The organism is Sphingopyxis sp. 2PD (genome assembly GCF_005503695.1).
Classification (GTDB): domain Bacteria; phylum Pseudomonadota; class Alphaproteobacteria; order Sphingomonadales; family Sphingomonadaceae; genus Sphingopyxis.
Genome location: NZ_SCMU01000021.1, coordinates 25,757 through 52,162 on the forward strand (window position 1 = coordinate 25,757; position 26,406 = coordinate 52,162).

Consider the following 26,406-nt stretch of genomic DNA (forward strand, 5'->3'; position numbering starts at 1 on the left):
CATTGGGGCGGCATGGCAACATGCCGCCCCAACTGTTTTTATAATCCCAAAGGAACGCCCGCGCCCGATGCCTGAAGTCACGGTGAAAGCCGACACGCTCGACGCCGAAAACCGCCGCTTTGTCCAGGCGCCGCTGCGCCAGCCGGTGTTCCTCAACAGCGTTCCGAAAAGCGGCAGCCACCTGCTGCGCAACATCATCCGCATGTTCGTGCCGGTCGCACAGCAATATGCGCGCGATTTCATCCAGTGGCCCAACCTGCAACAGCATCGCGGCGCTTTTGATCCCGCGCGGCCGCAGCTCAGCTGGGGCCATCTGTTCTTCGCTGATGCCTCGGCGATCGAAACCGCGCCGGCGCGGCGCATCCTGCTCTATCGCGATCCCTATGACTGGGTGATCGCGCGCGCGCGCTTTTTCGCGTCGGAGCAGTTTTCGGGCAATATGGATTTCTTCAAGACCGGCGCGCTGACGGTCGATGAACTGCTGACGATGATGATCTTTGGCCTGCCCGGCAAGGCGCCGTCACTCAACGACATCTATGAAATGAACGCCGCGGCGTGGCTCGGGGCGCGCGTCCATGTCGTGACCTATGAAGAATTGATCCGGCATCTGGCCGACCTCGATACGCCTTCCGCGGAGGCCTTTTTCACGGGCTTGCTCACCGCCTGCGGCATCGATCGCCCCGACGATTGGCGGCTGCGCGTCCGCATCGGCGCCGACCCGGCGCAAAGCGGTACCGCGCGCGGCAACCTCACCGGCGTGGCGCTCGACTTTCCCGCGACGCTCGGCGCGCGTCACCGCGCGCTGGTCGACTATCAGGCGCCGGGCCTGCGCGCCGTGCTGGGTTACAGCGAATGACCGTCGGCGGCACCGTCAGCGCCTTTCCGCTGCTGATCAGCGCCACCTCGCTCGCCAACGCCGGACGCCTCGAAGAGGCGGCGCAGCAGGTCATCGCCCATCTGCGGACGTGTCCCAACGAGCCGCAGGGACTCGCGAAGCTGGGCGAGATCGCGATGCTGCTCGGCGCGCTTGGCCAGTCCGAACATTTCCTGCGCCGTGCGCTCGCCGCCGGGTCGCGCGATGTCCAGGTCCGCCGCCACCTCGCGTCGGTGCTCAACCAGCAGGAACGGCTCGACGAAGCGGCGGCGTTGTTCGCGGCGCTGGAAACCGAGATCGACGATCCCGTCATCCCGGCGATGCACGCTCTGATCCTCGACAAATTGGGCCACAATGCCGACGCGCAGGCGATCCAGCAGCGGCTGGCCGAGCAGCATGGCGACAAGCCGCACCACTGGATCGCCTATGGCCACAGCCTGCGCGCCGCGGGCGAGGTCGATGCCGCGATCGCCGCCTATCGCAACGCGATCGCCGCCGACGACGAATGCGGTGAGGCCTGGTGGGCGCTCGCCAATATCAAGAGCCGCGTGCTGACCGACGCCGATGTCGACCATATGCAGCGGATGATCGGCATCGCGATCGACGTCCGCAACAGCGCCCCGCTCCACTTTGCGCTTGCCCGCGCGCTCCACGATCGCGGCCGCTATCGCGAGGCGTTCGACCATTATGAGCAGGGCAACCAGCAGCGCGCCGACGACATCGGCTATGACGCGCGCGAACTGACCGCCGAAGTCGCCGAGGTCGAGGCGGCCGTCGACCCCGCCTTTGTCGCGCGGCTTGGCGCCGAGCCGGTCGGCGACGCGGTGCCGGTCTTCATCGTCAGCCTGCCGCGCTCGGGCTCGACGCTGCTCGAACAGATGCTCGGCAGCCACCCCGCAATCGAACCCGTCGGCGAGCTACCCTATGCCCCCGCGATCCTGCGCGGCGCGATGGAGATGGCGACGCGGCGCGGCAAGGTGACGGTGCCGCAGCTGATCGCGCAGATCCCCGACGCTGCCGCCGCCGCGATGGGGCAGGATTATCTTCGCCGCGCCGCGCTGCATCGCAAGACCGACCGCGGCTATTTTATCGACAAGCTGCCGCACAATTGGAGCAACATCCTCTTCATCCGCCGCATCCTGCCGCAGGCGAAGTTCCTCGATATCCGCCGCGATGCGATGGACTGCTGCTTCTCGAATTTCTCGCAAAGCTTTTCGCGCGCCCACGCCTCATCGTTCCGGCTCGCCGACATCGGCCAATGCTACACCGATTATGTGCGGATGATGGCGCATCTGGATCGCGTCGCGCCGACGCTGGTTCATCATATCGACTATGAAGCGATGGTCGCCGACCCCGAAGCGCAGCTGCGCCCGGCGCTTGGCTATCTCGGCCTCGACTGGGACCCGGCGCTGCTCGAATTTCACAAGCTCGACCGCGTCGTGCGCACCCCGTCGAGCGAGCAGGTGCGCCGCCCGCTCAACCGCGACGGGATGGACGTGTGGAAACCCTATGCCGAATGGCTGGGGCCGCTGCGCGACGCGCTCGGGCCGCTCGCGCGCTGAACGTAAAACGGCCCGCTCCCGGCGAAGGGAGCGGGCCGCTCTGATCCACGTTGGTGGAACTTAATCAGTAACGATAATGGTCGGGCTTGAACGGCCCTTCGACCGGCACGCCGATATAATCGGCCTGCTTCTGGCTCAGCTTCGAAAGCTGCACGCCCAGCTTTTCGAGGTGCAGCGCCGCGACCTTTTCGTCGAGATGCTTGGGCAGGACGTAAACGTCGTTCTTGTACTGCTCGCTGCGCGTCCAGAGCTCGATCTGCGCCAGCGTCTGGTTGGTGAAGCTCGCCGACATCACGAACGACGGGTGGCCGGTCGCGTTGCCGAGGTTCACGAGGCGACCCTTCGACAGGATGATGATCTGCTTGCCGTCGGGGAATTCCACCAAATCCACCTGCGGCTTCACTTCGGTCCATTTGTAGTTAGCGAGCGCCGCAATCTGGATCTCGCTGTCGAAGTGGCCGATGTTGCAGACGATCGCCATATTCTTCATCGCCGCCATATGTTCGGCGGTGATCACGTCGGCGTTGCCCGTCGCGGTGACGAAGATGTCCGAGCGCTTCACCGCTTCGTCCATCGTCACGACCTCGAAGCCTTCCATTGCCGCCTGCAGCGCGCAAATCGGGTCGATTTCGGTGACGAGGACGCGCGCGCCGCCGTTGCGGAGGCTCTGGGCACTGCCCTTGCCGACGTCGCCGAAGCCCGCGACGGTCGCGACCTTGCCCGCCAGCATCACGTCGGTGCCGCGGCGGATCGCGTCGACCAGCGACTCTTTACAGCCATAGAGGTTGTCGAACTTCGACTTGGTGACGCTGTCGTTGACGTTGATCGCGGGGAAGGGCAGCTCGCCCTTCTTGGCGATGTGATACAGGCGGTGGACGCCGGTCGTCGTTTCTTCCGAGACGCCCTTGATCGCTTTGACCGTCTTCGTGAGGTAACCGGGGTTCGCCGCGACAAACGCCTTCAGCGCGCGCTGCATCTCGATTTCTTCCTCATTCTCGGGCGCCGGCATCGTCTCGCCGGCCTCGAGCTTCGCGCCCCACAGCGCGAACATCGTGGCGTCGCCGCCATCGTCGAGGATCAGGTTGCAGGTGGTGCCGTCTTCCACGCCCCAGTCGAAGATGCGGCCGACATAGTCCCAATAATCGGCGAGGCTTTCGCCCTTCACCGCGAACACCGGCACGCCCGTCGCGGCGATCGCGGCGGCGGCATGGTCCTGCGTCGAGAAGATGTTGCAGGTCGCCCAGCGCACTTCGGCGCCGAGCGCGGTCAGCGTCTCGATCAGCACTGCGGTCTGGATCGTCATGTGCAGCGATCCGGTGATGCGCGCGCCCTTCAGCGGCTGCGCCGCGCCATATTCGGCGCGCAGCGCCATCAGGCCCGGCATTTCGGTTTCGGCGATGTTGATTTCCTTGCGCCCGAAATCGGCGAGGCTGATGTCGGCAACGACATAATCACGGGTGTCGGCGGCGAGAGTGGCCACGGGGATTCTCCATATCGGCAAGTACGACCGCAGGCGAGCGGCCACGAAGTCATGGGTAATTATGTTGCGCGCCCTAGCCGAAAGCGCGCCGCCGATCAAATATAAACTTTTCTTTATATCGCAATCCGGGCTCGATCCGCCGAACGGCGCGGACACGCGAATCGGCGGCGCAAAATGCACCGGCGCCAAAATTAATTTTCAGCAGGCGCAATTGTGACAATCGACGTCACCAAATTGTGACAACGAGTCGGGCAAGCCAAGATTCTGAAAATCCTGACTTATAATACGCCTTGCGACTAGCATAATTCGTGATTGTGACACGAGTGTTACAAAGTGCCGAAAACATTGACTTTTCCGCCGATGAGCGAGAAAATCGCCCAAAGTTTTCGAGGGGATAGAGAGATGAAAAAAATATTGCTGCCGCTGATCGCATTGGCTTTCGCGACCCCGGCTGCCGCGCAATCGATCATCGTCGTCACCGGACCGCAGGCCGATTCGGCCGCGCTGCCGGTGGCCTATGCCGAACTGCGCGCCGGCGAAAATCACGCCGCGATCGCCAAGCTGACCGGCGACACCAATCTCGACGCCCGCGATCCGTCGCGGCTGATCAACCTCGGCACCGCTTATGCTCGTCTGGGTCGCACCAGCGAAGCCGCCGCCGCCTATGATGCGGCCCTCGCCAGCCCGATCCGGTACGATCTCGAATTGGCGAATGGCGATTATGTCGATTCGCGCTGGGCTGCCCGCACCGCGCGCGCGAACCTCGCCGCCGGTCGTCCACTGCTGGCTTTGGCGCGGTAATCTGATCGTCGCTCCCGCCCCGCGGCAGGGGCGACGATCAGACGATCAGGGGGATCAGCGCGTCTTCACCAGCATGAGCGTCCCCATGTCGATCCGGCTGCGGCCATCGAACGCGACGCTGTTGCGCGTGTCGGTGATGAACATCAGCCGCCCCGATGCGTCGGTGATGCGCGCCGACACCGCATAGCTGTGGCGCGGATCGAGCTTGTTCTGATCGACGGTGAACGAAAAGGCGAAGGGAACCTGGCGCCCGTCGGCAGTAAAGCTCTGCTCGGCGATCGTGTGCGACGGCGCGTCCATCAGGCTGACGTCGCTCAGCTGGATCTGCACCTGCGCGGTCGGCGGCAAAGCCATGCGCTCGCGATAACTGATCTGGCCGGTGACCGACACCGGCTGTTCGGACGGTCCCAGCGTCGCGCACGCGGCGAGCGGCAGGGTGGCGAGGCTGAGCGCGAGCGCGCGGGCGAGACGGACCATGGCTGTTCTCCTGTTATGGCGCGCGGCGATTAGCCTCGCCGCGATGAACCCTGTCTGTCCGACCTGTTGCCCGGCGGTCAGCCTTCCAGCTCGACGTCCCAATAGAGCCAGTCGATCCAGCTTTCGTGCAGATAATTGGGCGGGAAACAGCGGCCATTGTCTTGCAACTGCCAGCTCGTCGGTCGCCACGGCTGGCGGTGGATCGGCATATGCGCCTGCTGCGGGGTGCGCCCGCCTTTCTTCAGGTTGCACGGCGCGCAGGCGGTGGTGACATTTTCCCACGTCGTCCGCCCGCCCAGCCGCCGAGGGACGACATGGTCAAAGGTCAAATCCTTGCCCGACCCGCAATATTGGCAGGCGAAACGGTCGCGCAGGAACAGGTTGAAGCGCGTGAACGCCGGGTGCTGCGACGGTTTCACGTATTGGCGCAGCGCGATCACGCTGGGGATCGGCATCGTCCGCGTCGGCGAATGAATTTCGCGTTCGTAATTTTCGACGATGGTGACGCGGTCGAGGAAAACCGCCTTGACCGCGGTCTGCCACGGCCACAGGCTGAGCGGATAATAGCTGAGCGGCGTATAATCGGCGTTCAGGACGAGCGCGGGACAACTATCGGGATGCCGGGCAAGATCGGGATGAAACATGGCTTGGTAACGCAGCCCCCTTCGCTTCTCGGGATGGCGCGCCACTGCCTTCCCTGCGTGACACGATCATTACATGCCGCATCAGATTCTGACGTCAAGGGGGCATCTGCCGCAAGATATGGAAGGATTTCGATGAGCGCGGCACAGTATATGGAATCTTTACCAGCGCGATGCTGACCCGTTTCGCGCCCAGCCCGACCGGCGACCTTCATCTCGGCCATGCCTATAGCGCGGTACTGGCGCATGATGCGGCGCGCGCCGCGAACGGCCGGTTCGTCATCCGCATCGACGATATCGACGGCAGCCGTTCGCGCGAAGACTATGTCGCCGCCTCGCTCGCCGACCTCGCGTGGCTCGGGCTCGCCTGGGACGGCGAGCCGCTGCGCCAGTCGAACCGGCTCGACGACTATGCCGCCGCGCTCGATCGCCTGCGTGCCCGCGGCCTTGTCTATCCCTGTTTCTGCACCCGCGCCGACATAGCCGCCAGCCTGAGCGCTCCGCACGGACCTTCGGGGCCAGTCTATCCCGGCACCTGCCGCGACCTCCCCGCGGCCGAACGCGAACGGCGGATGGCGACCGAGCCGCATTGCTGGCGCCTCGACATGGCGCGCGCGGTTTTGACCACCGGCGCGCTGGCGTGGGAGGAACAGGGGCAGGGGGAGCGGATCGCCGACCCGCTCGCGCATGGCGACATCGTCCTCGCGCGCAAGGATGCGCCCGCCAGCTATCACCTTGCCAGCACGCTCGACGATGCGATGATGGGGGTCACGCATATCATCCGCGGCGCCGACCTGCTCGCGTCGACCGATGTCCACCGCCTGCTCCAGGCACTGCTCGCCCTGCCGACCCCGCTGTACCGGCATCATCCGCTCGTCTGCGGCCCCGACGGCAAAAGGCTGGCGAAGCGCGACGCCGCGGCCTCGCTCGCGTCGCTCCGCGCCGCGGGCGTGGACGGCCCCGCGCTCGCCGCCGATCTGCTCGCGGCGCGGCTTCCCACTGGTTATTCGCTGCAAATGCCCTAAATAGGGGGCATGAACATTCTGCTGATCATCGGCGTCGTCGTGGCGGCCGGCTTCGTCCTGTTCTCGCTCGCGCGGGGGCTCTTCTATTTTTCGCAAGGTCATCAGGCGGTGATCGACGGGAAAGTCGAGGAAAATCAGGTGATGCAAAACAAGATGATGATGGCGCGCGTCAAATGGCAGGCGATCACCATCATCCTGCTCGTCCTGATCGGCCTGCTCGCCGCGGGCGGCTGATCCTGCCGCCGCGCAGGCTTCGCTAAATGGTCAAGCTCAACAAAATCTACACGCGCACCGGCGACGACGGCACCACGGGCCTTGTCGACGGTTCGCGGATCGCCAAATCGGCGCCGCTGATGGCGGCGATCGGCGATGTCGACGAAGCGAACAGCTGGGTCGGTGTCGCGGTCGCCGCGCTCGATCCCGGCAGCGACGCCGCCGCGATGCTGGCGCGGATCCAGAACGAGCTGTTCGACCTTGGCGCCGACCTTGCCACCCCCGCCGACATCCAGTTCGGCTTCGGCCCGCACGACATGGCGCTGCGCATCGTCCCCGGCCAGATCGCGCGGCTGGAGGATGAAATCGACGCGATGAATGACGATCTCGAGGCGCTGCGCAGCTTCATCCTCCCCGGCGGCACCGAGGCCGCGGCGCGCCTGCACGTCGCCCGCGCGGTCGCGCGGCGCGCCGAACGCGCCGCGGTCGCCGCCGGTGCGGACCGCGACCTCAACCCGCTCGCGCTGACCTATCTCAACCGCCTGTCCGACCATCTGTTCGTGCTGACGCGCCACCTGAACGCTGCGGCCAGCGGCGACATTCTCTGGAAACCCGGCGCGACGCGCTGACGGCAACGAAGAATGGTGTGCGCAGAGATCGCTGAGAAAAGATGTCCACGCGGAGACGCGGTGCGACTTTCTCAACCCCGTTCGTGCTGAGCTTGTCGAAGCACCGTTCTTCTCTTGCGAGGTTTCAGGAAGAGCGGCCCTTCGACAAGCTCAGGGCATACGGCTCTTTTTTCCGCGTCTCCGCGCCTCCGCGTGAACCAAAAAATCTCTGCGTCCTCTGCGCCTTTGTGCGAATCCCTTCAACGCCGCTGGGTCAGCTCGCTTCGAACGACAAGGACGTCGTTCTCTAAATGTTCTGGACAAGCCCTCGCGCCGTAACCATATTCCTGCCCACCGCGAAACCGAATCGGACCTCGGGGGATTATCCTTTTTATGGCTAGCCAGACAGATGTTCCGCCCGTTGCCACCGGTGCCGATAATGCGCTGGCGCTGGCCAGCCGCTTCGCGGCAACGCGCCGCCTGTCGCTCGACCTCGTCGCAACGCTGTCCGACGCCGACGCCAGCGCGCAGTCGATGCCCGACGCTTCGCCCGCCAAATGGCATCTCGCGCACACGACCTGGTTCTTTGAAACCTTCATCCTGCGCGATCATCTTGCGGGATACCGTCTGTTCGACGATCGCTACGCCTATCTGTTCAACAGCTATTATGAGGCCGAGGGGCCGCGCCACGCGCGCCCGCAGCGCGGGTTGCTGACCCGCCCGTCGCTCGACGACATCCGCATCTGGCGCGCGCATGTCGACACCGCGGTGCAGGCCGCCTTGCCCGATCTGCCCGCCGCCGCCTTGTCGCTGGTCGAACTTGGCATCCATCATGAGCAGCAACATCAGGAATTGCTGCTCACCGACCTCAAGCATCTCTTTGCGCAGAACCCCCTCGGCCCGGCGGTCTGGGACAGCGAAATCGCGCGTAATGTTTCGCAGTTTTCCGCCATGAAATGGATCGAGGGCAAGGCGGGTATCGTCGGCGTCGGCCATGCTGGGGGCGGCTTCGCCTTCGATTGCGAAGGCCCGCGCCACGATACGCTCCTCGCGCGCCATGCGCTCGCCAGCCGCCCGGTCAGCAACGGCGAATGGCAACAGTTCATCGCCGACGGCGGTTATCACACCCCCTCGCTATGGCTCAGTGACGGCTGGGCATGGGTGCAGGCCGAGGGAGTCGACGCGCCCGCCTATTGGGATGGCGATCGCCAGTTCACGCTGGCGGGATGGCAGGACATCGACCCCGCTGCGCCCGTCACCCACATCAGTTTTTTCGAAGCCGACGCCTTCGCCAGCTGGGCGGGCGCGCGCCTGCCGACCGAGTTCGAATGGGAGGCCGCGGCGGCGGGGCTCGATCCGGCTGCGGGACAGCAGCTCGACGCCGCCGGGCCGGTTCAACCCGCGGCGACCGGCGATGACACCGATCTGCAACAGATGTTCGGCAGCGTCTGGGAATGGACCGGCAGCGCCTATCGCCCCTATCCCGGCTTTCGCGCCGCGCCCGGCGCGGTCGGCGAATATAATGGCAAGTTCATGAGCGGCCAGTTCGTGCTGCGCGGCGGCAGCTGCGCGACCCCGCGCGGCCATCTTCGCGCCAGTTACCGCAACTTCTTCTACCCCCACCAGCGTTGGCAGTTCACCGGCCTCCGCCTCGCAAAGGATATTTGAAACCATGGGCGTCGTGCGCAATCTTCGTCAGGTTTCGGCGGACGACGCGGGGGTCGACATCGCCTTTCGCGCCGACGTCCGCGCGGGACTGGCGCAACAACAAAAGGCGATTCCCGCGCGCTGGTTTTATGACGCGACCGGATCGGCGCTGTTCGAGGATATCACCGCGCTCCCCGAATATTATCCGACGCGCAGCGAAACCGACCTCCTGACGCGCCACGCCGCCGATATTGCCGCTGCAATCGGCCCGGGCCGGGCGGTGGTCGAACTGGGGTCGGGCAGTTCGACCAAGACCCCGCTGCTGCTCGGCGCGATCGCGCCCGCCGCCTATGTGCCGGTCGATATTTCGGGCGATTTCCTGCGCGACAGCGCCGCGGCGCTCGCCGCGCGTTTCCCCGGCCTTTCAGTCTATCCGGTCGAGGCCGATTTCACCCAGCGCGTTGCGCTGCCGCGCGAGATTTGCCCGTTGCCCAAGCTTGGCTTTTTCCCGGGATCGACGATCGGCAACATGGTCGCGCGCACCGCGATCGACCTGCTCCGCAACTGGCGCGAGGCACTCGGCGACGGGTCTTTGCTGCTCATCGGGATCGACCGGATCAAGGATATTGCGGTGCTGGAGCGCGCCTATGACGACCCGGCCGGGGTCACGGCGGCCTTCAATCTCAACCTTCTCGAACGGATCAACCGCGAGCTGGACGGCGACATTCCGGTGGAAAATTTCACCCATCGCGCGATCTGGAACGACGTACATGCGCGGATCGAAATGCACCTGGTGGCGGCGTGCGACATGGATTTCACCGTCGACGGCCGCGAATATCAGATGGCGAAGGGCGAGACGATCCACAGCGAGAACAGCCACAAATATGGCCCGCGCGACGCCAATCTGCTGCTGCGCGCCGGAGGGTGGACCCCGATCGCGACGTGGGACGATGCCGATCCCGCCTTCGCGCTGATCCTTGCCGAAGCAACCGAGTTCCGCTCCGCACCTTGACGGCCGGACATCAGAACCTAGAGCAACGGTCCATCCTATTCCGTTTGTCCTGAGCTTGTCGAAGGACCGTCCTTCTTTGTTGCGCCGGTCGAAAGGTAAAAACGGCCCTTCGACAAGCTCAGGGCGAACGGCGGTGGGGTGTTTTAAGAATGATAGGGGACAGCAAATGATCGTCGGCGTCATCGGGGCAGGGCAAATGGGCGCGGGCATCGCGCAGGTGTCGGCGGGGGCGGGGCATGACGTGCTGCTGTCGGACATCGACCTGGCGCGCGCCGAAGCAGGCAAGGCGGGCATTGCCAAGACGCTCGTTCGCCTGGTTTCCAAGGACAAGATGACGCAGGGTGACGCCGACGCGCTGCTCGCCCGCATCACCCCCGTCGCCGATCACAGCGCCTTCGCGCCCACCGATCTGGTCATCGAGGCGGCGACCGAACGTGAAGATATCAAGCGCGCAATCTTTGCCAGCGTTGGTCCGCATCTGTCGGCGACCGCCATCCTCGCCAGCAACACCAGCTCGATCCCGATCACCCGCCTTGCACAGGCGTCGCCCGATCCGGCGCGCTTTATCGGCGTCCATTTCTTCAACCCGGTGCCGGTTATGGGGCTGATCGAGCTGATCCGCGGCCTCGCCACCAGCGACGCGACGCTGCAAGCCGTCGAGGCGTTCGGTCGCGGGCTCGGCAAGGAAATCGTCCACGCCAACGACGCGCCGGGTTTCATCGTCAACCGGGTGCTGATGCCGCTGATCAACGAGGCGGTGTTCGCGCTGGGCGAAGGCGTTGCGACGATGCAGGACATCGACACCGGCTGCCGTCTTGGGCTCAACCATCCGATGGGACCCATCACGCTCGCCGACTTCATCGGGCTCGACACCTGTCTTGAAATCATCCGCGTCCTGCACAGCGGCACCGGCGATCCCAAGTTCCGCCCGGCGCCGCTGCTCGTCCAATATGTCGAGGCGGGCTGGGTTGGCAAAAAGGCGGGGCGCGGCTTTTACGACTGGACGGGAGCCGAACCGGTTCCGACGCGTTAGCGGATTGGCTGTCAGGGGGCAGCGAAGGAGGCGTGACATGCACAGGAAGATTTTCGCAGGATTATCGTTCGCCGCACTGGCCATCGCGGCGCCCGCTTTTGCCCAGCAGGGGGCGCCCGAAGATTCGACGCTCAAGGACACCGCCAATCAGGTCACCGAACCGTTCGACGGCAAGGAAGCGCCCGCCAAATTGGTCGCGGTCCAGGCCGATCCCTATTCGCTGGCGGGGCTCGGCAAATGTTCGGCGATCATCCGCGAAGTCACCGAGCTCAACGAGGTGCTCGGTCCCGATGTCAATGAAGTGGTCGACAAGGACCGCGAAAAGAAGCGCGAAGAAACCGCGGGCCGCGTCGCGGGCAGCCTCGCCGGATCGATCATTCCCTTTCGCGGCCTGATCGGCGAAGTCACCGGCGCCAATGCCGAACGGCGGCGCTATGCCGCCGCGGTCTATGCGGGGACGGTGCGGCGCGGGTTCCTGAAAGGTGTCGGCCTGCAACGCGGTTGCAAGGCGCCCGCGCGGCCCTGACACGCGGCGGGCAATGGGAGGGGGGAATGTGATGGACGTTGCCAATATCCGCAGCTTCACCATCGATGTGCCACAGGCGGCGCTCGACGATCTCAAAGACCGGTTGGCGCGGACGCGCTGGCCCGAGAAGGAGACGGTGGACGACTGGGATCAGGGCATCCCACTCGCCTATGCGAAGGAACTCGCGGCCTATTGGCGGGACAGCTACGATTGGCGGCGGATCGAGGCGCGACTGAACGCGCTCCCGAATTATCTCGCAACGATCGACGGGCTCGACATTCATTTCCTCCATATCCGCTCTGGCAATCCCGCCGCGCGGCCGCTGGTGCTGACCCACGGCTGGCCGGGGTCGGTGCTGGAATTTCTCGACGTCATCGAGCCTTTGTCGGTCGACTATCACCTCGTGATCCCGTCGCTGCCCGGCTATGGCTTTTCGGGCAAGCCGACCGAGGCGAAATGGAGCGTCGAGCATATCGGCGCCGCGTGGGATGCGCTGATGGTCGCGCTCGGCTACGATCGCTATTTTGCGCAGGGCGGCGATTGGGGCAGCGCGGTGACCTGTGCGATCGGCATGAATCACGCCGATCATTGCGCCGGGATCCACGTCAATATGGTGGTGGGCGCGCCGCCGCCCGACCTGATGACGGACCTCAGCGAGGCGGAAAAACTCTATCTAGCGCGCTTTGGCTGGTATCAGGCAAAGGACAGCGGTTATTCGACCCAGCACGCCACGCGGCCACAGACGATCGGCTATGCGCTGACCGATTCACCCGTCGGGCAGATGGCGTGGATTGCCGAAAAATTCCACGGGTGGACCGATTGCGGGCATCAGCCGGGCGGTCAGTCGATCGGCGGCCATCCGGAGAAGGCGCTGCCCAAGGATGCGATGCTCGACACGATCAGCCTCTATTGGCTGACCGCGAGCGCGGCGTCATCGGCGCGGCTCTATTGGCACAGTTTCCGCAATTTCGCCGCGGGCGAAATCTTGGTGCCAACGGGGTGCAGCTTGTTTCCGAACGAAATCATGCGGCTGTCGCGACGCTGGGCCGAACGGCGCTACAAGAATATCGTCCACTGGAACGAACTGCCCCGCGGCGGCCATTTCGCCGCGTGGGAGCAGCCCGAACTGTTCGTCAGCGAGGTCCGCGCCGCGCTGGCGAAGATGGCACTTTGATGCGGTCAGGGACCTCGATCCGTTCTGTTCAGATTATACCGTAGCCCTGAGCCTGTCGAAGGGCGCCTATCGCCGATAAGCGCCCTTCGACAGGCTCAGGGCTACGGGTAGCATATGATTGTGCTGCAACAAGACTGGCGCTAGCGCGGCACCACCACCTGGCGGCAGGTTTCGGGCGACGAGCGCAGCGCGGTGTTCCACATCGCCTCGTTCCCCTTGGTATGCAGCCGCCAGCCGGCGCGGTTCTCGTAAATCGCGCCGCTCGCCGCGGGGGTCGACCGCATCGCTTCGGGGCGGCCCCCGTTGACGCTGACCAGCGCGCGGTCGCCCCTGAAATCGACCTTCAGCCGGGTGCCGCGGTCGCATTCATAATAGGTGCTGACCCCCGGTCCGCCGACCGACATGCAGGCGGACAGCAACAACGCGGCGACCGCAGGGCCGGCGATTTTCATCGCGTGCATCATCGCATCCTCCCTCAATAGCCCGAACGGACGCAGAGCACGTCGGCCAGATATTCGCGGCCGCCGACGGTTTCCATATGCTCGCGCGCCGACCCGTTCCACCCGATCGTCCGGCACCAATTATCGGCTGCGCGCGCCGCACAGGCTGCCGTCGACGAGCCGCTGGTGCAGGCCAGAACGCGGGTGCCGCCGGTCGATGGCTGGGTGTGGAATTCGGCGAAATTGCCGCGCGCGACCTGATCATTGGCGGGCGGGTTGGGATTCCAGCCGCCACCGCTACCCGCCGGGCGGATCGACTGGATGGCCAGCCCGCGCAAAATGCTGTTCAGCATCGGCGTATCGCGCTCGACGGTACGGCAATTGCCCCGAAAGCGCGTCTTTTCGCAGAGTTCCCAACGGCCGCTGGCAACGCGGATCGAATTGACCGGCCAGGCGAGCCCGAGGTTCGGCTTGGCTTCGCCGACGAACACCGCGGGGCCGCGATAGCCGGCATCGCGGTAAATCGTTGCTTCGGGCGGGCGGTACATCTTGTCGTCGGGCGTCTGGGCGCTGGAGGTCGCAAGGACTCCCGTCCCGATCGATACGGCAGCGGCGGCGAGGATCGACAAACGATATGCGATTTTCATGGCAAACTCCCTGTTGGCGAGGGCGACCCGGGACTCGTTTCCGAACCGCAAGTTACGCCATTTGCCGGGGGCTTGCAAATTCTCCCAAGCGCGGATTTGGCCGGGTCAGGGCGCCTTGGTCGCTGTGGTCTCGGCTTCGGGTGCCGCCGCAGGCGCTTCGGTAGGGGCGGCGACGGCCGCGGGTGCCGCAGGCGGCGCTGCGACCGGCGGTGCAATGCCCAGCATCAACCCGGCGAGCGCTGCCGACATCAGGTTCGACAGGCTGCCTGCGAGCAGCGCCTTCAGCCCCAGCTTGGCGATCATCGGGCGCTGGTTGGGGGCGAGGCCGCCGGTTACCGCCATCTGGATCGCGATCGAGCTGAAATTGGCAAAACCGCACAGCGCAAAGGTGGCGATGGCGACCGCGGCGAGCGACATATCGCCCTGGACCTTGCCGAGGTCGATGAAGGCGACGAACTCGTTGAGCACAATCTTGCTGCCGAACAGCCCGCCGACGACGGCGCTTTCGTCCCACGGTACACCCATCAGCCACATGACCGGGCGGAACAGCGTGCCGATCACCGCCTGAAACGACAGGTCGGGATAGCCGAACCAGCCGCCGACCCCGGCGAGAATGCCGTTGGCGAGTGCGACGAGGGCGACAAAGGCGAGCACCATCGCGCCGACCGCGACCGCCAGCTTGACCCCGGTCTGCGCGCCCTGCGCCGCCGCCATGATGATGTTGGCGGGCTTCTCCTCGTCATGGCTCGCCTCGGGCATGATCACGGGTTCGATGCCCAGATCCTTGGGATCGTCGGGCATCATGATCTTGGCCATCAGGATGCCGCCGGGTGCCGACATGAAGCTGGCCGCGAGCAGATAAGGCAGCAATTGTTCGCCGATCATGCTGGCATAGGCGCCCAAAATGGTCCCGGCAACCCCCGCCATGCCGACGGTCATGATCGTGAACAGCTGCGGCGGGGTGAGGCCTGCGAGATAGGGGCGGATCACCAGCGGCGATTCGGACTGGCCGACAAAGATGTTCGCCGCCGCGCCGAGGCTTTCGACCTTGGTGATGCCGGTGATCTTCTGGATGGCGCCGCCGACCCATTTGATCACCAGCTGCATGATGCCGAGATAATAGAGGATCGAGATCAGCGAGGCGAAGAAGACGATGACGGGCAGCGCCGCGATGGCAAAGCTGTTCGCGCCGATTTCGGGCGAAGCGAGCGGGCCAAAGATGAAATCGGTCCCCGCCTTGGCATAGCCGAGCAGGTTCGACACGGCATTCGACATCGCCTGGATGATCGCGCGGCCCCACGGCGTGCCGATCACCAGCAGGGCAAAACCGGCCTGGAGCAGGAAGGCGGGAATGACGACGCGCAGGCGTATCCAGCGGCGGTTCGACGAAAACAGCACGGCAATCGCGAGCAGCGCGACGATGCCAACCAAACCAATCAGGCGTTCCATATTCTTGTGCGTCCCCCGCAATCTGTTGCGCCTTGTCTAGCGGGCTTTGGCGGTGGGGCAAGTGCCGGTGCCACGCGCATCTTTCCACGCTGAACAAAAGCGACTATCGGGCGGCATGACCGACACCACATCGACGGCGCTGCCGCGCACGCTTTCGCCCTCGCTCTTTCTTTTCACCATTATCTATGGCGGCATGGTCGTGCTCGCCGGGGTGCTGGGGAACAAGCAGGTCGCGCTGTTTGGCGGGCTGGCGGTGGAAGCCGGGATCTTCCCGTTCCTCATCCTCGTTGCTCTGTCGAGCGCAGTGTCGGAACTGCAAGGTCAATCCACCGCGAACAAGTTGGTGCTGTGGGGCTTTGTCCCGCTGGTCCTGTCGATCATGCTGACGTCGCTGGTCTATTGGCTACCCGCTGCGCCTGAGATGGAGCCTGCGCGGCTGGCCGCTTTCAACATGATTCTGGGTCAGACGCCGCGCCTGATGGCGGCGGGCATCGTCGCCTATGGCACCTCGCAATTTCTGAACGTCACGATCTTCAGCAAGCTGCGCGGGCGCGAAGGCGCCGGGACCGGCACGACCTGGCTGGCGATCCGCGGCGCGGTCGCGAGCGCGCTCAGCCAGATCGTCGATACCTTGCTGTTCGTGACCATCGCCTTTTACGGCGTGTTCCCGATCGCCAATCTGATGGGCGGCCAAATGCTGGCCAAGGTCGTGTTGTCGATCGCGGTCATTCCCTTCGTCATCACCGGGCTGGTCGCGCTGGGCCGCAGCCTCGATGCGAAGAACGGCGGATGATGGCGATGACCGATCCGTCGAAAATGCCCGATCTGCTCGCCAAGGCCGAAACGCTCGTCGAGGCGCTGCCCTATCTGCAGCGTTATGCGGGCCAGACCTTCGTGATCAAATATGGTGGTCACGCGATGGGCGACCCCGAAGCGCAGCGCGATTTCGCCGAAGATGTCGTGCTGCTGAAGGCCGTCGGCATCAATCCGGTCGTCGTCCATGGCGGCGGGCCGCAGATCGGCGCGATGCTGAAGCAGCTCGGGATCGAATCGACCTTTGTCGGCGGGCTGCGCGTCACTGATGCCGCCACGGCGGAGGTCGCCGAAATGGTGCTGGCGGGCAAGATCAACAAGGAAATCGTGAGCTGGATCGCGGCGCTCGGCGGGCGGGCGGTCGGCATTTCGGGTAAGGACGCCAATCTGGTGCTCGCCGAAAAGGTTAGCCGGACCGAGCCCGACCCCAATTCGGGGATAGAGCGCCACGTTGATCTGGGATTTGTCGGCGAACCTGTCGCGGTCGATCCGACGATCCTGGTCAATCTGACCAATGACAATTTCATCCCGATCGTCGCGCCGGTGGCGCTCGGCGCCGATGGGGCGACCTATAACATCAATGCCGACACGATGGCGGGCGCGATCGCGGGGGCGCTGGGCGCCAAGCGGTTTTTCCTGCTCACCGACGTTGCCGGGGTGCTCGACAAGGAAAAGAACCTCCTGACCGACCTCGACCGCGCGGCGATCGACGCGCTCAAGGCCGATGAAACGATCACCGGCGGGATGATCCCCAAGGTCGAAACCTGCGTCGCCGCGGTCGATGCCGGGGTCGAGGCAGCAGTCATCCTCGACGGGCGCATCCCGCATGCGATGCTGCTCGAAATTTTCACCGCAAGGGGTGCGGGGACGCTCATTCACCGCTAAGAGACGCGGCAAGATCCTTTTTCGGAGAAATCGCCTTGGTTCTCATGCTCCTCCAGATCGTCCACATCATCCTGACGGTCCTGTGGTGGTTCATCATCGCACAGGCGGTGATGTCGTGGCTGATCGCGTTCAATGTGATCAACACGCACAATGATTTCGTCAATCAGCTGTGGACGGTGCTAGACCGGATTACCGAGCCGCTGTACCGCCCGTTCCGCCGCATCATGCCCGATTTTGGCGGGCTCGACCTGACCCCGATGCTGGTGCTGATCATCATCATCATTCTCGATGGGCCGGTGCTCAGCTATCTCGCGCGCCTCGCCTATGCGAATGGCATGGCGTGACGATGGCTGATACCGCGGCGCATGTGATCGACGGCAGGGCGTTCGCCGCCGGGCTGCGCGCGCGGATTGCCGGTGCGGTCCCGGCCTTTGTCGCCGCCACGGGGCGCGCGCCGGGGCTGGCGGTGGTGCTGGTCGGCGACGATCCGGCGAGCGCGGTCTATGTGGGTTCAAAGGGCAAGGCGACGGTCGCCGCCGGAATGGAAAGTTTCGAGCATCGCCTGCCCGCGACCGCGACGCAGGACGAGGTCGAGGCGCTGCTCGCAGCGCTTAATACCGACGACGCGGTCGATGGCATATTGCTGCAACTGCCGCTCCCCGGCCACCTTGATGAACAGGCGGCGGTCGCAACGATCGACCCCGACAAGGATGTCGACGGGCTGACCCCGGTCAGCGCCGGGCGTCTCGCGCTTGGCATCCCGGGCATGGTGCCGTGCACCCCATATGGCTGCCTGTTGCTGCTGCAGGATCGGCTCGGCGATCTCAGCGGCAAGGACGCGATCGTCGTCGGGCGCTCGATCCTGGTCGGCAAGCCGATGGGGCAATTGCTGCTCGGCGCGAACGCAACGGTGACGATGGCGCACAGCCGCACTAAAGACCTGCCCGCGCTGGTCCGCCGCGCCGACATCGTCGTTGCCGCGGTCGGGCGCGCCGAAATGGTCAAGGGCAGTTGGATCAAGCCGGGCGCGGTGGTGATCGACGTCGGCATCAATCGCCTGCCCCCCGCCGATGGCGCGGCCAAGGGTCGGCTGGTCGGCGATGTCGACTATGCCGAAGTACAGACGCTGGCGTCGGCAATCACCCCCGTTCCCGGCGGGGTCGGTCCGATGACGATCGCCTGCCTGCTCCGCAACACGCTCGTCGCCGCGCACCGCCGCGCGGCGCTCGCCGATCCGGAAGGTTTCTGATGCGCCCGCTGCTGCTTCCCGTCCTTGCGCTGTCGCTGCTTGCCGGCTGCGGCGGCAATCGTGACGACATCCGCAATCGCCCGCTGGCGGCGAACCCCAGTGCCTTTGTGGCCGCGGAAATCGGTTTTGCACGGCTAGCGCAGGAAAAGGGGCAGTGGACCGCATTTCGCGAAACATCGCACCCGGACGCGGTGATGTTTGTGCCGCAGCGGGTGAAGGCCCGCGACTGGCTGAAAACCCAAGCTGACCCGGCCGAGGCGGTAAGGTGGCAACCGCACGCGGTGTATGTCAGCTGTGACGGCAACAGCGGGGCGACGACGGGCGCGTGGCAAAAGGGACCGGCGCACGGATTTTTCAGCACCGTCTGGATGCGTGATCCCCGAAGCGGCAAGATCAGCTGGATCCTCGACCATGGCGATGCGTTGAGCACTGCCCGCGAAGCACCCGAATTCATCGAATCCAAACAGGCCGCGTGCGGGTCGCGTCCCGCGGTGCCGATCGAAGCCGGGGCAGAGGGTGATGACATGGCGGTCGGCCTGTCGCCCGACCAGACATTGAGCTGGACCTCGACCGTTCGCCCCGACCAATCGCGCCGGGTGACGATCCGGCTGTGGGACGGCAAGACGATGGCGACGGTAATCGACGATCAGGTCGCGGCGCCCAAACAGCCATGATCGACCTGTTCATCTCGGCCTTTGTCACGCTGTTCGTGGTCATCGACCCGCCGGGTTGTGCGCCAATTTATGCCAGCCTGACCACCGGTGCCAGCGCGCAGCAGCGCCGGTCGATGGCGATCCGGGCGACGGTGATCGCAGGATGCATCCTCGTCTTTTTCGCCATGTTCGGCGAGGCGCTGCTCAGCTTCCTGCACATCGACCTCGACAGTTTCCGCATCGCGGGTGGCATCATGCTGTTCATGATCGCGATCGACATGGTGTTCGAGAAGCGCACCGAGCGGCGTGAGCAGCGGGCGGAAAAGGTTGCGGCATCGCATGTCGAGGATGTGTCGGTGTTCCCGATGGCGATGCCGATGCTCGCCGGACCGGGATCGATCGCATCGGTGATGCTGCTCGTCGCCCAAAACAACGGGCTGGACCGCGCGTTCGTCATTTTCGGGGCGCTGCTGCTCGTCCTGCTGATGACGCTCGCGGCGTTGCTCGCGGCGGGGCCGCTGATGCGCTTTATCGGCAACAAGGGCGAGGCGGTGATCACCCGCCTGCTCGGGGTGCTGCTGGCCGCGCTAGCCGCGCAGTTCGTCATCGATGGGCTTAAGGCCAGCTTCCCCAGCCTCGGATAAAAAGGGGCGCCGCCTTTCGGCGACGCCCTTTCTTTTCCACGGGAATGGAACCCTGTTAGCGCGCGGCGTTGACGTCGGCCTGCGTCACCGGCGCGATGCGGATTTCGACGCGGCGGTTGCACTGATAATCGGCCTCGCTGCGCTCCGGAGTGCACTTCAGCTGCGATTCGCCGTAACCCATCGTCGCCATGCGCGCGCGCTGGATGCCGCGACCGGCCAGATAGTCGGCCACCGACGAGGCGCGGCGTTCGGACAGACCCTGGTTATAGCTGTCGCTGCCGGTCGAATCGGTGTGACCATAGACGTCGATATAGGTGCTGGGATATTCGGCCAGCGTCGAGGCGACATTGTCGAGCGCGCCGCGGAACTGGCTTTTCACCATCGCGCTGTTGAGGTCGAAGGTGACGTCGCCCGGCATGTTCAGCACCAGCTGGTCGCCCTGACGCTCGACATCGATGCCTGTGCCGGCGGTGCGCTCGCGCAGCTTCTTTTCCTGCTGGTCCATGTAATAGCCGACCCCGGCTCCGGCGACCGCGCCGATGCCCGCGCCGACGATTTCTTCGGTGCGGCTGTTTTTGCCGCCGATCAGGTCGCCGAGCAGATAACCGCCGAGTGCGCCGCCAACGCCGCCGATCGCGGCTTTCGAAATCTTGCGCTCGCCAGTCACCGGGTCGGTAACGCAGCCCGCCAGCGCCACGGCGCTCATGGTGGCCATTGCCGCAAGTTTGATCGTCTTGATATTCATAGGTCGCTCCCTTTTTTTGGCGGCTGCATCTGGTCCCGAGCAAACCGCCGCTCCTGCCGATAACATATGGCTGGCGATCTGGTTCCCGATTTCGCCTGAACCGCCGCTGATGCGCCAATTCAGCTGGCGTTTTGCATTGCGGTGGCTTTGCCCTATAGGATCGCCATGATCGACGATGACAGGGGCCAGGCGCTGAAGCGCCGCACGACCGCCCGATGAGCCCTTTTCCTTGGTCCGACGTGGCGATCATCGCCGTCCTGATCCTCTTGAATGGCGTTTTCGCGATGTCGGAACTCGCGATCGTCTCGGCGCGCGCGCCGCGCCTTCAGGCCGCCGAAAAGCGCGGCAGCCGCGGTGCCGCGGTCGCACGCCAACTCGCCGCCGATCCCGGGCGCTTTCTGTCGACGGTGCAGGTCGGCATCACGCTGATCGGCATTCTGGCGGGTGCCTATTCGGGCGCCAGCCTGGGCGGACCGGTCGGCGACCGATTGCAGGCGCTGCTCGGCCTCGACGACGAAACCGCGCTGACCGCGGGGTTTGCCGTGGTGATTGCCGTCACCACCTATTTCTCGCTGATCGCAGGCGAACTGGTGCCCAAGCAATTTGCGCTGCGTGCGCCGGAGCCGATCGCGATCTTCATGGCGCTGCCGATGCTGTGGTTGTCGAAAATCGGCGCACCGCTCGTGTGGCTGCTCGACCGCAGCTCGGCGTTGGTTTTTCGCGTGCTCGGACTGAACCGCGAGTCCGAGGACAGGGTGACCGCCGAGGAGCTCCACCTGATCGTCGCCGAGGCGTCGAAATCGGGGGTGATCGAGGAAAGCGAGCGCGCGATCATCTCGGGCGTCGTGCGGCTCGCCGATCGCCCGGTCCGCGAAGTGATGACGCCGCGCAAGGACGTCGACTGGATCGACATTTCGCTCGACGCGCGCGGGGTCCGTGACAAGCTGGTCGAAACGCCGCACAGCCGCCTGCCGGTCGCGCGCGGATCGGTCGACGACATCGTCGGCGTCGTGCAGGCGCGCGACATTGCGGCGGCGCTGTTTCGCGGCGAAGCGCTCGACCTTGAACAGCTGATGCGCCCGGCGAAGGTCATCCACGACCAGATCGACGCGATGGACGCGCTCGAGGCGCTGCGCGCCGCGGACGTGCCGATGCTGTTTGTCCACGACGAATATGGGCATTTCGAAGGGCTGGTGACCCCCGCCGACCTGCTGGCGGCGATTGCGGGTGAGTTTGCGTCGGACCAGGACATCGGCAGCGAGCCGTTCGTCGTCGAACGCGATGATGGCAGCCTGCTGATTGCCGGATCGATGCCAGCCGACCAGATGGCCGAACGGTTGGGGATCGAGCTTGACGATGATCGCGATTATGCGACCGCCGCGGGTCATGTGCTGGCGATTCTCAAGCATCTGCCAAAGCTGGGCGAGAAATTCACCGACAAGGGCTGGCGGTTCGAGATTGTCGACATGGATGGGCGCAAGATCGACAAGCTGCTGGTGACCGAGCTGTCGCGGCCCAAGGACGCCGACGAAGCCTAGGCCGAACAGGGTCCGCTGGCGGCTTAAAGCCACAAAAGCCTCGCCCGCGCCCATTCAAAATGTGTCCTTTGTGGCTTTAAGCGGCGCCGCGTCCTCGCGCAGCGCAGCGCGGACAATATCCATGTCGGGGCCACCGGTGACGTCGATCGCGCCGCCGCGCAGGATGCGGACGGTGGTCACGCCGTTGAGCGCGCGGTCCATCGCATAGTCGAATTGGCGCATCCGGCCCATCGACAGGGCACGGTCCCAGGCCGCTGCGAAGTCTTCGGCACCGGGTCGTTCGCGCAGGCGATAGGCCGAGCGGCGCCCCATGCCCACGGCCTTCGCCGCGCGCCCGACCGACCCCATCGCTTCGAGGGCGCGGATGAAGCATAGCTGGATTTCGGGCGTCCACCCGCCGGCGCGGCGGCGCTGCGCGGACACGGGGGTGAAGGCGAGGCAGGTGCCGGCGAGCAGTGGGGCGGACGAGTCGGGATGTTCCATGGACCAGTTTGGAACATAGTGAAATAATGTAGGAAAGGACTTTTTCGGCGGAGGTGAACGGTCGGGTCTGGGTTGGGGCGCGGACGCAGCGATCCTCCCCGGAACGGGGAGGGGGACCAGCGAAGCTGGTGGAGGGGCACCATCGGTTTGCCTTGCCGCCGAAGTCGTGCTCCATTGCTACGTTCCCGGAACGCTTGGCTCTTCCAGCCCGGCGCTGCGGTAACCTCCTGTGCCCCTCCACCACCCTTCGGGTGGTCCCCCTCCCCCGGTGGGGGAGGATCGGCTACGTCCGCAACCGGTCGGAACCTGTCGTTACAACTCGCCCCCCAGCGCGCCATATTTCGCTTCGAACCCCGCCTTGTCGCCGCGCGCCAGATACCCCGCCTGATCGACGAAATTGTCGCGCGCGATGCGGCCCTGGAAGGCGCCGAGCTGGGGATCGATCGCGGCGATATCGGCGTCGGTCCAGTCAGCGATCTGTTGGAAGCTGGTGACGCCAAGGCCGTTCAGCAGGCCCGCGAGCTTGGGCCCGAGCCCCTTGATCAACTGCAGATTGTCTGCCTTGGCGGCAGCCGGAGCCGGAGCCGGTTCGGAAGCAGGAGCCGGAGCAGGTTCGGGCGCGGGCGACGGAGCAGGTGCCGGTTCGGGATCCGCCGCGGGGGCAGACGGCGGGGGTGCCGGTTCGGCGGGTGGCGGCGGCGCTGCGGGTTCGGGTGCCACCTCGACGACCGGTTCGGGTGCCGGGGGTGCCGGGGGCGCCGGCGGCGTGGCCGCGACCGGGGGCGTGACCGGTGGCGCGGGCGCTGGCGCGGGTTCCCTGGGCTTGAAGCGGGCGGGTTCGGCCGCGACGATCTCGGGCTTTGCCGCTTCGAGCGGCTTTTTCGGTTCTGCGGGCGGAGTGACGGTCGGCGCGGCATCCTCGGCCTTTTTGCGGCCGAACAGGAACCAGAGCAGGACGACCGCGACGACGAGCCCGACGACCGCGATGACATAATTTTCCTGAAGCCACGCCATGATATTCTCCCTGTCTTGCCGTCAGCCTATGCGCGTGCGTCCGCGCCGTCCAGCAACGCTTTGCCTGGCCGCGCGCGCAAGCCCGTCAGCGCGCCTCGCGCGCGACTTCGCGCCAGCCCCTCAGCGCGCCTCGCGCGCGACTTCGCGCCAGCCCCTCAGCGCGCTTCGCGCGCGACTTCGCGCCAGCCAATGTCGCGGCGGCAGAAGCCGCTGGCGAAATCGAGCTTGTCGACCGCGGCATAGGCACGCGCCTGCGCCTCGGTAACGGTGCGCCCCGTCGCGGTGACATTGAGCACACGCCCGCCTGCGGCAATGATGGTATCGCCGTCGCGCGCGGTTCCCGCGTGAAATACGCGCACGCCGCCGCTTTCGGCATCGGCGATGCCATGGATCGCGCCGCCCTTTTCGGGGGTCGCCGGATAGCCATTCGCGGCCATCACCACCGTCAGCGCATAGTCGCTGGCGAAAGCGGGGGGCGGCGCATCCGCCAGCGCGCCGGTCGATGCGGCGTAAAGCAGGGCGGCGAGGTCGCCCGCGTAGCGCATCATCAGCACCTGGCATTCGGGATCCCCGAAACGCGCATTATATTCGATCAGCTTCGGCCCCATGTCGGTGAGCATCAGCCCGGCGAACAGCACGCCGACATAGGGCGTCCCCTCGGCGGCGAGGGTCGCGACCGTCGGGCGGATGATGCGGTCCATCACTTGCGCTTCGAGATCGGCGGTGAGCACCGGGGCGGGGCTATAGGCGCCCATGCCGCCGGTGTTGGGGCCGACGTCACCGTCGCCGACGCGCTTGTGATCCTGCGCGCTGCCGAACGCCATCACATTGGTGCCGTCGGACAGGGCAAAGAAGCTCGCTTCCTCGCCGGTCATATATTCCTCGATCACCACCTCGGCACCCGCGCCGCCGAAGGCGCCATCGAACATGTCGTCGATCGCCGCGGCGGCCTGTTCGGCACTTTCGGCGATGATGACGCCCTTGCCAGCGGCGAGGCCGTCGGCCTTGATGACGACGGGGATGTCGAACCCTTCGAGCACGGCATGCGCTTCCTCGGCGCTCGCGCAGCGGGCATAGGCGGCGGTCGGGATCGACGCGCGGGCGCACAGATCCTTGGTGAAGCCCTTGCTGCCTTCAAGCTGCGCCGCCGCGGCGCCGGGGCCGAAGGTCGCGATGCCGAGCGCGCGCAGCCGGTCGGCGAGCCCCGCGACGAGCGGCGCTTCGGGGCCGACGACGACGAAGTCGATCGCGTGTGCGGTGCAAAAGGCGACAAGCCCGTCGAGGTCGTCGGCGGCGATGCTGACGCATTCGGCATGGGCTTCGATGCCGGGGTTGCCGGGTGCGGCATAGAGCTTGGCGCAGCTTGGCGATTGTGCCAACTGCCAGCTGAGCGCATGTTCGCGGCCACCCGATCCGACCAGCAGGATGTTCATGTCTGTCCCTTTTCCCGATACGGCGTCCGAAACCGACCCCGCGGCGCGGCTGTTAGCTGAGCATTCGCCCGGCGACAATCTTGGTCAGTCGCCGTCGGGCGACGGGGCGCCCGCCATGACGGTCAGCCAATTGTCGGCGGCGATCAAGCGCACCGTCGAGGACGGCTTTTCACGCGTGCGCGTGCGCGGCGAACTCTCGGGCGCGAAACGCGCGGCGTCGGGCCATTTCTATGCGGCGCTGAAGGATGACAATGCGCTGATCGACATGGTGATGTGGAAGGGGCAGGCGGCGCGCCTCGCCTTCCGGCCCGAGGACGGGATCGAGGTGATCGCGACGGGCAAGCTTACCACTTATCCGGGGCGTTCCAAATATCAGCTCGTCGTCGATAGCCTCGAGGTCGCGGGCGAGGGCGCGTTGATGCTCCTGTTCGAAAAGCTGAAGGCGCGGCTGGGCGCCGAGGGGCTGTTCGATCAGGCGCGGAAGCAGGATTTGCCGCGGCTGCCCCGAATCATCGGGGTCGTGACTTCGCCGACGGGCGCGGTGATCCGCGACATCCTCCACCGCCTTGCCGACCGTTTTCCGACGCATGTCATCGTCTGGCCGGTGCTGGTGCAGGGCGACGGTGCGGCGGCGCAGGTCGCGGGCGCCATTCGCGGCTTTGACGCCATCGCGCCCGGCGGGCCGGTGCCGCGCCCCGACCTGGTCATCGTCGCGCGCGGCGGCGGCTCGATCGAGGATTTGTGGGCGTTCAACGAAGAAGTCGTGGTGCGGGCGATCGCCGATTGCCGCATCCCGACGATCAGCGCGGTCGGGCACGAAACCGACACGACGCTCGCCGATTATGCCGCCGACCGCCGCGCGCCGACCCCGACCGCCGCCGCCGAAATGGCGGTGCCGGTGCGCGCCGAACTGCGCGAATTGCTGCTCCAGCGGGCGGGACGGATGGTCGGTGCGGCGAACCGGCATCAGGCGCTGGCGCGCGAACGGCTCGCCGCGCTGGCGCGCCACCTGCCGAAGCGCGAGGGGCTCTATGCGCCGCAGCGCCAGCGGCTCGACGATAGTGCCGACCGATTGGATCGCAGCCAGCGGCAGCGGCTGGCGGTGGTCGGCGAGCGGTTGGCGACCCGCGGCGCGGCGCTGCGCCCCGCATTGCTCGCGCGACGCTGGGACCGTGATCGCGCGCGGCTGGGCGGGTTGGGGCGGCTGCTCGACAGCCTTGACCCGCGGGCGCTGCTATCGCGGGGCTATGCGATGGTGCGCGATGCCGGGGGAGAGATCGTTACCAGCGCCGCGCGGGCGCAGGCGGCAGCGCGGCGCTGGTAACGATCTCTCCCCCGGC

General features: G+C 65.7%; 30 protein-coding genes. 20 read left to right on the forward strand and 10 right to left on the reverse strand.

Annotated elements, in window-relative coordinates:
* Positions 1-67 precede the first annotated feature (67 nt).
* Positions 68-856, forward strand: coding sequence for a hypothetical protein (locus FFS18_RS13110; protein ID WP_120217520.1), 789 nt, complete (start codon positions 68-70; stop codon positions 854-856).
* A complete protein-coding gene (locus tag FFS18_RS13115; RefSeq protein WP_137871167.1) occupies positions 853-2,436 on the forward strand; it encodes a tetratricopeptide repeat-containing sulfotransferase family protein in 1,584 nt (527 codons plus the stop codon). Before FFS18_RS13110 ends, FFS18_RS13115 begins: the two co-directional genes overlap by 4 nt.
* 64 nt (positions 2,437-2,500) lie before the next feature.
* On the opposite strand, the gene ahcY is transcribed toward FFS18_RS13115, so the two are convergent.
* Positions 2,501-3,916, reverse strand: a complete 1,416-nt coding sequence (ahcY, locus tag FFS18_RS13120; protein WP_137871168.1) for an adenosylhomocysteinase — start codon at positions 3,914-3,916, stop codon at positions 2,501-2,503.
* Here ahcY and FFS18_RS13125 point away from each other — a divergent pair.
* Together FFS18_RS13125 and FFS18_RS13130 are read left to right on the forward strand one after the other, a co-directional pair.
* Entirely contained in the window at positions 3,909-4,133 is a 225-nt protein-coding gene (locus FFS18_RS13125; RefSeq protein WP_137871169.1) for a hypothetical protein, read from the forward strand. The two genes, ahcY and FFS18_RS13125, sit on opposite strands and share 8 nt — an antisense overlap.
* A 185-nt stretch (positions 4,134-4,318) precedes the next feature.
* Positions 4,319-4,717, forward strand: a complete 399-nt coding sequence (locus tag FFS18_RS13130) for a hypothetical protein (RefSeq protein WP_120217517.1) — start codon at positions 4,319-4,321, stop codon at positions 4,715-4,717.
* Positions 4,718-4,771: 54 nt separating this feature from the next.
* Here the strand turns inward: FFS18_RS13130 and FFS18_RS13135 are convergent, their stop codons facing one another.
* Together FFS18_RS13135 and FFS18_RS13140 are read right to left on the reverse strand one after the other, a co-directional pair.
* On the reverse strand, positions 4,772-5,194 hold the full coding sequence (locus tag FFS18_RS13135) for a YbaY family lipoprotein (protein WP_137871170.1): 423 nt from the start codon (positions 5,192-5,194) through the stop codon (positions 4,772-4,774).
* Positions 5,195-5,271: 77 nt separating this feature from the next.
* Entirely contained in the window at positions 5,272-5,838 is a 567-nt protein-coding gene (locus FFS18_RS13140) for an HNH endonuclease (RefSeq protein ID WP_120217515.1), read from the reverse strand.
* A gap of 170 nt (positions 5,839-6,008) precedes the next feature.
* On the opposite strand from FFS18_RS13140, the gene gluQRS reads away from it, so the two are divergent.
* The 8 genes from gluQRS (at position 6,009) to FFS18_RS13180 (ending at position 13,073) form a co-directional block, all read left to right on the forward strand.
* Positions 6,009-6,860, forward strand: a complete 852-nt coding sequence (gluQRS, locus tag FFS18_RS13145; RefSeq protein ID WP_137871171.1) for a tRNA glutamyl-Q(34) synthetase GluQRS — start codon at positions 6,009-6,011, stop codon at positions 6,858-6,860.
* Between the two features lie 9 nt (positions 6,861-6,869).
* Entirely contained in the window at positions 6,870-7,094 is a 225-nt protein-coding gene (locus FFS18_RS13150; RefSeq protein WP_120217513.1) for an HIG1 domain-containing protein, read from the forward strand.
* A gap of 26 nt (positions 7,095-7,120) precedes the next feature.
* On the forward strand, positions 7,121-7,702 hold the full coding sequence (locus FFS18_RS13155; protein ID WP_137871172.1) for a cob(I)yrinic acid a,c-diamide adenosyltransferase: 582 nt from the start codon (positions 7,121-7,123) through the stop codon (positions 7,700-7,702).
* A 372-nt stretch (positions 7,703-8,074) separates the two neighbouring features.
* Positions 8,075-9,349 carry an ergothioneine biosynthesis protein EgtB gene (gene egtB / locus FFS18_RS13160; RefSeq protein WP_137871173.1) on the forward strand — a complete coding sequence of 425 codons (1,275 nt, stop codon included), beginning with the start codon at positions 8,075-8,077 and terminating at the stop codon, positions 9,347-9,349.
* A 4-nt stretch (positions 9,350-9,353) separates the two neighbouring features.
* Positions 9,354-10,340: an L-histidine N(alpha)-methyltransferase gene (egtD, locus tag FFS18_RS13165; RefSeq protein WP_137871174.1), complete on the forward strand. Its 987-nt coding sequence runs from the start codon at positions 9,354-9,356 to the stop codon at positions 10,338-10,340.
* Between the two features lie 166 nt (positions 10,341-10,506).
* Positions 10,507-11,373, forward strand: coding sequence for a 3-hydroxyacyl-CoA dehydrogenase NAD-binding domain-containing protein (locus FFS18_RS13170; protein WP_137871175.1), 867 nt, complete (start codon positions 10,507-10,509; stop codon positions 11,371-11,373).
* A 37-nt stretch (positions 11,374-11,410) separates the two neighbouring features.
* Entirely contained in the window at positions 11,411-11,899 is a 489-nt protein-coding gene (locus FFS18_RS13175) for a hypothetical protein (RefSeq protein ID WP_137871176.1), read from the forward strand.
* A gap of 31 nt (positions 11,900-11,930) precedes the next feature.
* Complete coding sequence (locus FFS18_RS13180) at positions 11,931-13,073, forward strand: epoxide hydrolase family protein (RefSeq protein ID WP_137871177.1); 1,143 nt, start codon at positions 11,931-11,933, stop codon at positions 13,071-13,073.
* Positions 13,074-13,213: 140 nt separating this feature from the next.
* Here FFS18_RS13180 and FFS18_RS13185 read toward each other — a convergent pair whose 3' ends face one another.
* The 3 genes from FFS18_RS13185 to FFS18_RS13195 all read right to left on the reverse strand — a co-directional run bounded on the left by FFS18_RS13185 (position 13,214) and on the right by FFS18_RS13195 (position 15,609).
* A complete protein-coding gene (locus FFS18_RS13185; protein WP_137871178.1) occupies positions 13,214-13,537 on the reverse strand; it encodes an MliC family protein in 324 nt (107 codons plus the stop codon).
* 11 nt (positions 13,538-13,548) lie between these two features.
* The gene (locus FFS18_RS13190; RefSeq protein ID WP_137871179.1) at positions 13,549-14,160 is read right to left on the reverse strand and encodes a beta/gamma crystallin-related protein; all 612 of its coding nucleotides are present in this window, start codon (positions 14,158-14,160) and stop codon (positions 13,549-13,551) included.
* 105 nt (positions 14,161-14,265) lie between these two features.
* Entirely contained in the window at positions 14,266-15,609 is a 1,344-nt protein-coding gene (locus FFS18_RS13195; RefSeq protein ID WP_249340399.1) for a NupC/NupG family nucleoside CNT transporter, read from the reverse strand.
* Positions 15,610-15,724: 115 nt separating this feature from the next.
* Here FFS18_RS13195 and FFS18_RS13200 point away from each other — a divergent pair, with 115 nt between their 5' ends.
* Genes FFS18_RS13200 through FFS18_RS13225 form a run of 6 tightly spaced genes read left to right on the forward strand, consistent with a single transcriptional unit; the run spans position 15,725 to position 19,853 of the window.
* Positions 15,725-16,402 (forward strand): queuosine precursor transporter, encoded by a 678-nt coding sequence (locus tag FFS18_RS13200; RefSeq protein WP_120217503.1) that lies wholly within the window; start codon positions 15,725-15,727, stop codon positions 16,400-16,402.
* Positions 16,399-17,307: an acetylglutamate kinase gene (gene argB / locus FFS18_RS13205; protein WP_443029449.1), complete on the forward strand. Its 909-nt coding sequence runs from the start codon at positions 16,399-16,401 to the stop codon at positions 17,305-17,307. Before FFS18_RS13200 ends, argB begins: the two co-directional genes overlap by 4 nt.
* A gap of 44 nt (positions 17,308-17,351) precedes the next feature.
* Positions 17,352-17,651 carry a YggT family protein gene (locus FFS18_RS13210; protein WP_137871188.1) on the forward strand — a complete coding sequence of 100 codons (300 nt, stop codon included), beginning with the start codon at positions 17,352-17,354 and terminating at the stop codon, positions 17,649-17,651.
* A 2-nt stretch (positions 17,652-17,653) separates the two neighbouring features.
* Complete coding sequence (gene folD / locus FFS18_RS13215) at positions 17,654-18,556, forward strand: bifunctional methylenetetrahydrofolate dehydrogenase/methenyltetrahydrofolate cyclohydrolase FolD (protein ID WP_137871180.1); 903 nt, start codon at positions 17,654-17,656, stop codon at positions 18,554-18,556.
* Positions 18,556-19,230 (forward strand): hypothetical protein, encoded by a 675-nt coding sequence (locus FFS18_RS13220; RefSeq protein ID WP_137871181.1) that lies wholly within the window; start codon positions 18,556-18,558, stop codon positions 19,228-19,230. The genes folD and FFS18_RS13220 overlap by 1 nt, the downstream gene beginning before the upstream one ends.
* Positions 19,227-19,853 carry a MarC family protein gene (locus FFS18_RS13225; protein ID WP_137871182.1) on the forward strand — a complete coding sequence of 209 codons (627 nt, stop codon included), beginning with the start codon at positions 19,227-19,229 and terminating at the stop codon, positions 19,851-19,853. The genes FFS18_RS13220 and FFS18_RS13225 overlap by 4 nt, the downstream gene beginning before the upstream one ends.
* Before the next feature lie 55 nt (positions 19,854-19,908).
* On the opposite strand, the gene FFS18_RS13230 is transcribed toward FFS18_RS13225, so the two are convergent.
* Entirely contained in the window at positions 19,909-20,598 is a 690-nt protein-coding gene (locus tag FFS18_RS13230; RefSeq protein ID WP_120217499.1) for a YiaD family glycine zipper/OmpA-like lipoprotein, read from the reverse strand.
* A 215-nt stretch (positions 20,599-20,813) separates the two neighbouring features.
* Here FFS18_RS13230 and FFS18_RS13235 point away from each other — a divergent pair, with 215 nt between their 5' ends.
* Entirely contained in the window at positions 20,814-22,136 is a 1,323-nt protein-coding gene (locus tag FFS18_RS13235; protein WP_137871183.1) for a hemolysin family protein, read from the forward strand.
* 54 nt (positions 22,137-22,190) lie between these two features.
* On the opposite strand, the gene FFS18_RS13240 is transcribed toward FFS18_RS13235, so the two are convergent.
* The 3 genes from FFS18_RS13240 to purD form a co-directional block, all read right to left on the reverse strand.
* Complete coding sequence (locus FFS18_RS13240) at positions 22,191-22,619, reverse strand: hypothetical protein (protein ID WP_137871184.1); 429 nt, start codon at positions 22,617-22,619, stop codon at positions 22,191-22,193.
* 312 nt (positions 22,620-22,931) lie between these two features.
* Positions 22,932-23,633, reverse strand: coding sequence for a helix-hairpin-helix domain-containing protein (locus tag FFS18_RS13245; protein WP_137871185.1), 702 nt, complete (start codon positions 23,631-23,633; stop codon positions 22,932-22,934).
* Between the two features lie 155 nt (positions 23,634-23,788).
* Positions 23,789-25,066, reverse strand: a complete 1,278-nt coding sequence (gene purD / locus FFS18_RS13250; RefSeq protein WP_137871186.1) for a phosphoribosylamine--glycine ligase — start codon at positions 25,064-25,066, stop codon at positions 23,789-23,791.
* Between purD and xseA the strand changes: the two genes are divergently transcribed.
* The gene (xseA, locus tag FFS18_RS13255; RefSeq protein WP_137871187.1) at positions 25,065-26,390 is read left to right on the forward strand and encodes an exodeoxyribonuclease VII large subunit; all 1,326 of its coding nucleotides are present in this window, start codon (positions 25,065-25,067) and stop codon (positions 26,388-26,390) included. The two genes, purD and xseA, sit on opposite strands and share 2 nt — an antisense overlap.
* The last annotated feature ends 16 nt before the right edge of the window (positions 26,391-26,406 follow it).

Coding starts and splice junctions, on each gene's coding strand:
- FFS18_RS13220 (WP_137871181.1), top strand. CDS start 18,556: ATGCGCCCGCTGCTGCTTCCCGTCCTTGCGCTGTCGCTGCTTGCCGGC.
- folD (WP_137871180.1), top strand. CDS start 17,654: ATGGCTGATACCGCGGCGCATGTGATCGACGGCAGGGCGTTCGCCGCC.
- FFS18_RS13235 (WP_137871183.1), top strand. CDS start 20,814: ATGAGCCCTTTTCCTTGGTCCGACGTGGCGATCATCGCCGTCCTGATC.
- purD (WP_137871186.1), bottom strand. CDS start 25,066: ATGAACATCCTGCTGGTCGGATCGGGTGGCCGCGAACATGCGCTCAGC.
- FFS18_RS13155 (WP_137871172.1), top strand. CDS start 7,121: ATGGTCAAGCTCAACAAAATCTACACGCGCACCGGCGACGACGGCACC.
- FFS18_RS13175 (WP_137871176.1), top strand. CDS start 11,411: ATGCACAGGAAGATTTTCGCAGGATTATCGTTCGCCGCACTGGCCATC.
- FFS18_RS13150 (WP_120217513.1), top strand. CDS start 6,870: ATGAACATTCTGCTGATCATCGGCGTCGTCGTGGCGGCCGGCTTCGTC.
- FFS18_RS13135 (WP_137871170.1), bottom strand. CDS start 5,194: ATGGTCCGTCTCGCCCGCGCGCTCGCGCTCAGCCTCGCCACCCTGCCG.
- egtD (WP_137871174.1), top strand. CDS start 9,354: ATGGGCGTCGTGCGCAATCTTCGTCAGGTTTCGGCGGACGACGCGGGG.
- FFS18_RS13130 (WP_120217517.1), top strand. CDS start 4,319: ATGAAAAAAATATTGCTGCCGCTGATCGCATTGGCTTTCGCGACCCCG.
- FFS18_RS13115 (WP_137871167.1), top strand. CDS start 853: ATGACCGTCGGCGGCACCGTCAGCGCCTTTCCGCTGCTGATCAGCGCC.
- gluQRS (WP_137871171.1), top strand. CDS start 6,009: ATGCTGACCCGTTTCGCGCCCAGCCCGACCGGCGACCTTCATCTCGGC.
- FFS18_RS13200 (WP_120217503.1), top strand. CDS start 15,725: ATGACCGACACCACATCGACGGCGCTGCCGCGCACGCTTTCGCCCTCG.
- FFS18_RS13180 (WP_137871177.1), top strand. CDS start 11,931: ATGGACGTTGCCAATATCCGCAGCTTCACCATCGATGTGCCACAGGCG.
- FFS18_RS13195 (WP_249340399.1), bottom strand. CDS start 15,609: ATGGAACGCCTGATTGGTTTGGTTGGCATCGTCGCGCTGCTCGCGATT.
- FFS18_RS13185 (WP_137871178.1), bottom strand. CDS start 13,537: ATGATGCACGCGATGAAAATCGCCGGCCCTGCGGTCGCCGCGTTGTTG.
- FFS18_RS13230 (WP_120217499.1), bottom strand. CDS start 20,598: ATGAATATCAAGACGATCAAACTTGCGGCAATGGCCACCATGAGCGCC.
- egtB (WP_137871173.1), top strand. CDS start 8,075: ATGGCTAGCCAGACAGATGTTCCGCCCGTTGCCACCGGTGCCGATAAT.
- FFS18_RS13245 (WP_137871185.1), bottom strand. CDS start 23,633: ATGGCGTGGCTTCAGGAAAATTATGTCATCGCGGTCGTCGGGCTCGTC.
- FFS18_RS13210 (WP_137871188.1), top strand. CDS start 17,352: ATGCTCCTCCAGATCGTCCACATCATCCTGACGGTCCTGTGGTGGTTC.
- FFS18_RS13225 (WP_137871182.1), top strand. CDS start 19,227: ATGATCGACCTGTTCATCTCGGCCTTTGTCACGCTGTTCGTGGTCATC.
- argB (WP_443029449.1), top strand. CDS start 16,399: ATGATGGCGATGACCGATCCGTCGAAAATGCCCGATCTGCTCGCCAAG.
- FFS18_RS13240 (WP_137871184.1), bottom strand. CDS start 22,619: ATGGAACATCCCGACTCGTCCGCCCCACTGCTCGCCGGCACCTGCCTC.
- FFS18_RS13170 (WP_137871175.1), top strand. CDS start 10,507: ATGATCGTCGGCGTCATCGGGGCAGGGCAAATGGGCGCGGGCATCGCG.
- FFS18_RS13190 (WP_137871179.1), bottom strand. CDS start 14,160: ATGAAAATCGCATATCGTTTGTCGATCCTCGCCGCCGCTGCCGTATCG.
- FFS18_RS13140 (WP_120217515.1), bottom strand. CDS start 5,838: ATGTTTCATCCCGATCTTGCCCGGCATCCCGATAGTTGTCCCGCGCTC.
- FFS18_RS13110 (WP_120217520.1), top strand. CDS start 68: ATGCCTGAAGTCACGGTGAAAGCCGACACGCTCGACGCCGAAAACCGC.
- xseA (WP_137871187.1), top strand. CDS start 25,065: ATGTCTGTCCCTTTTCCCGATACGGCGTCCGAAACCGACCCCGCGGCG.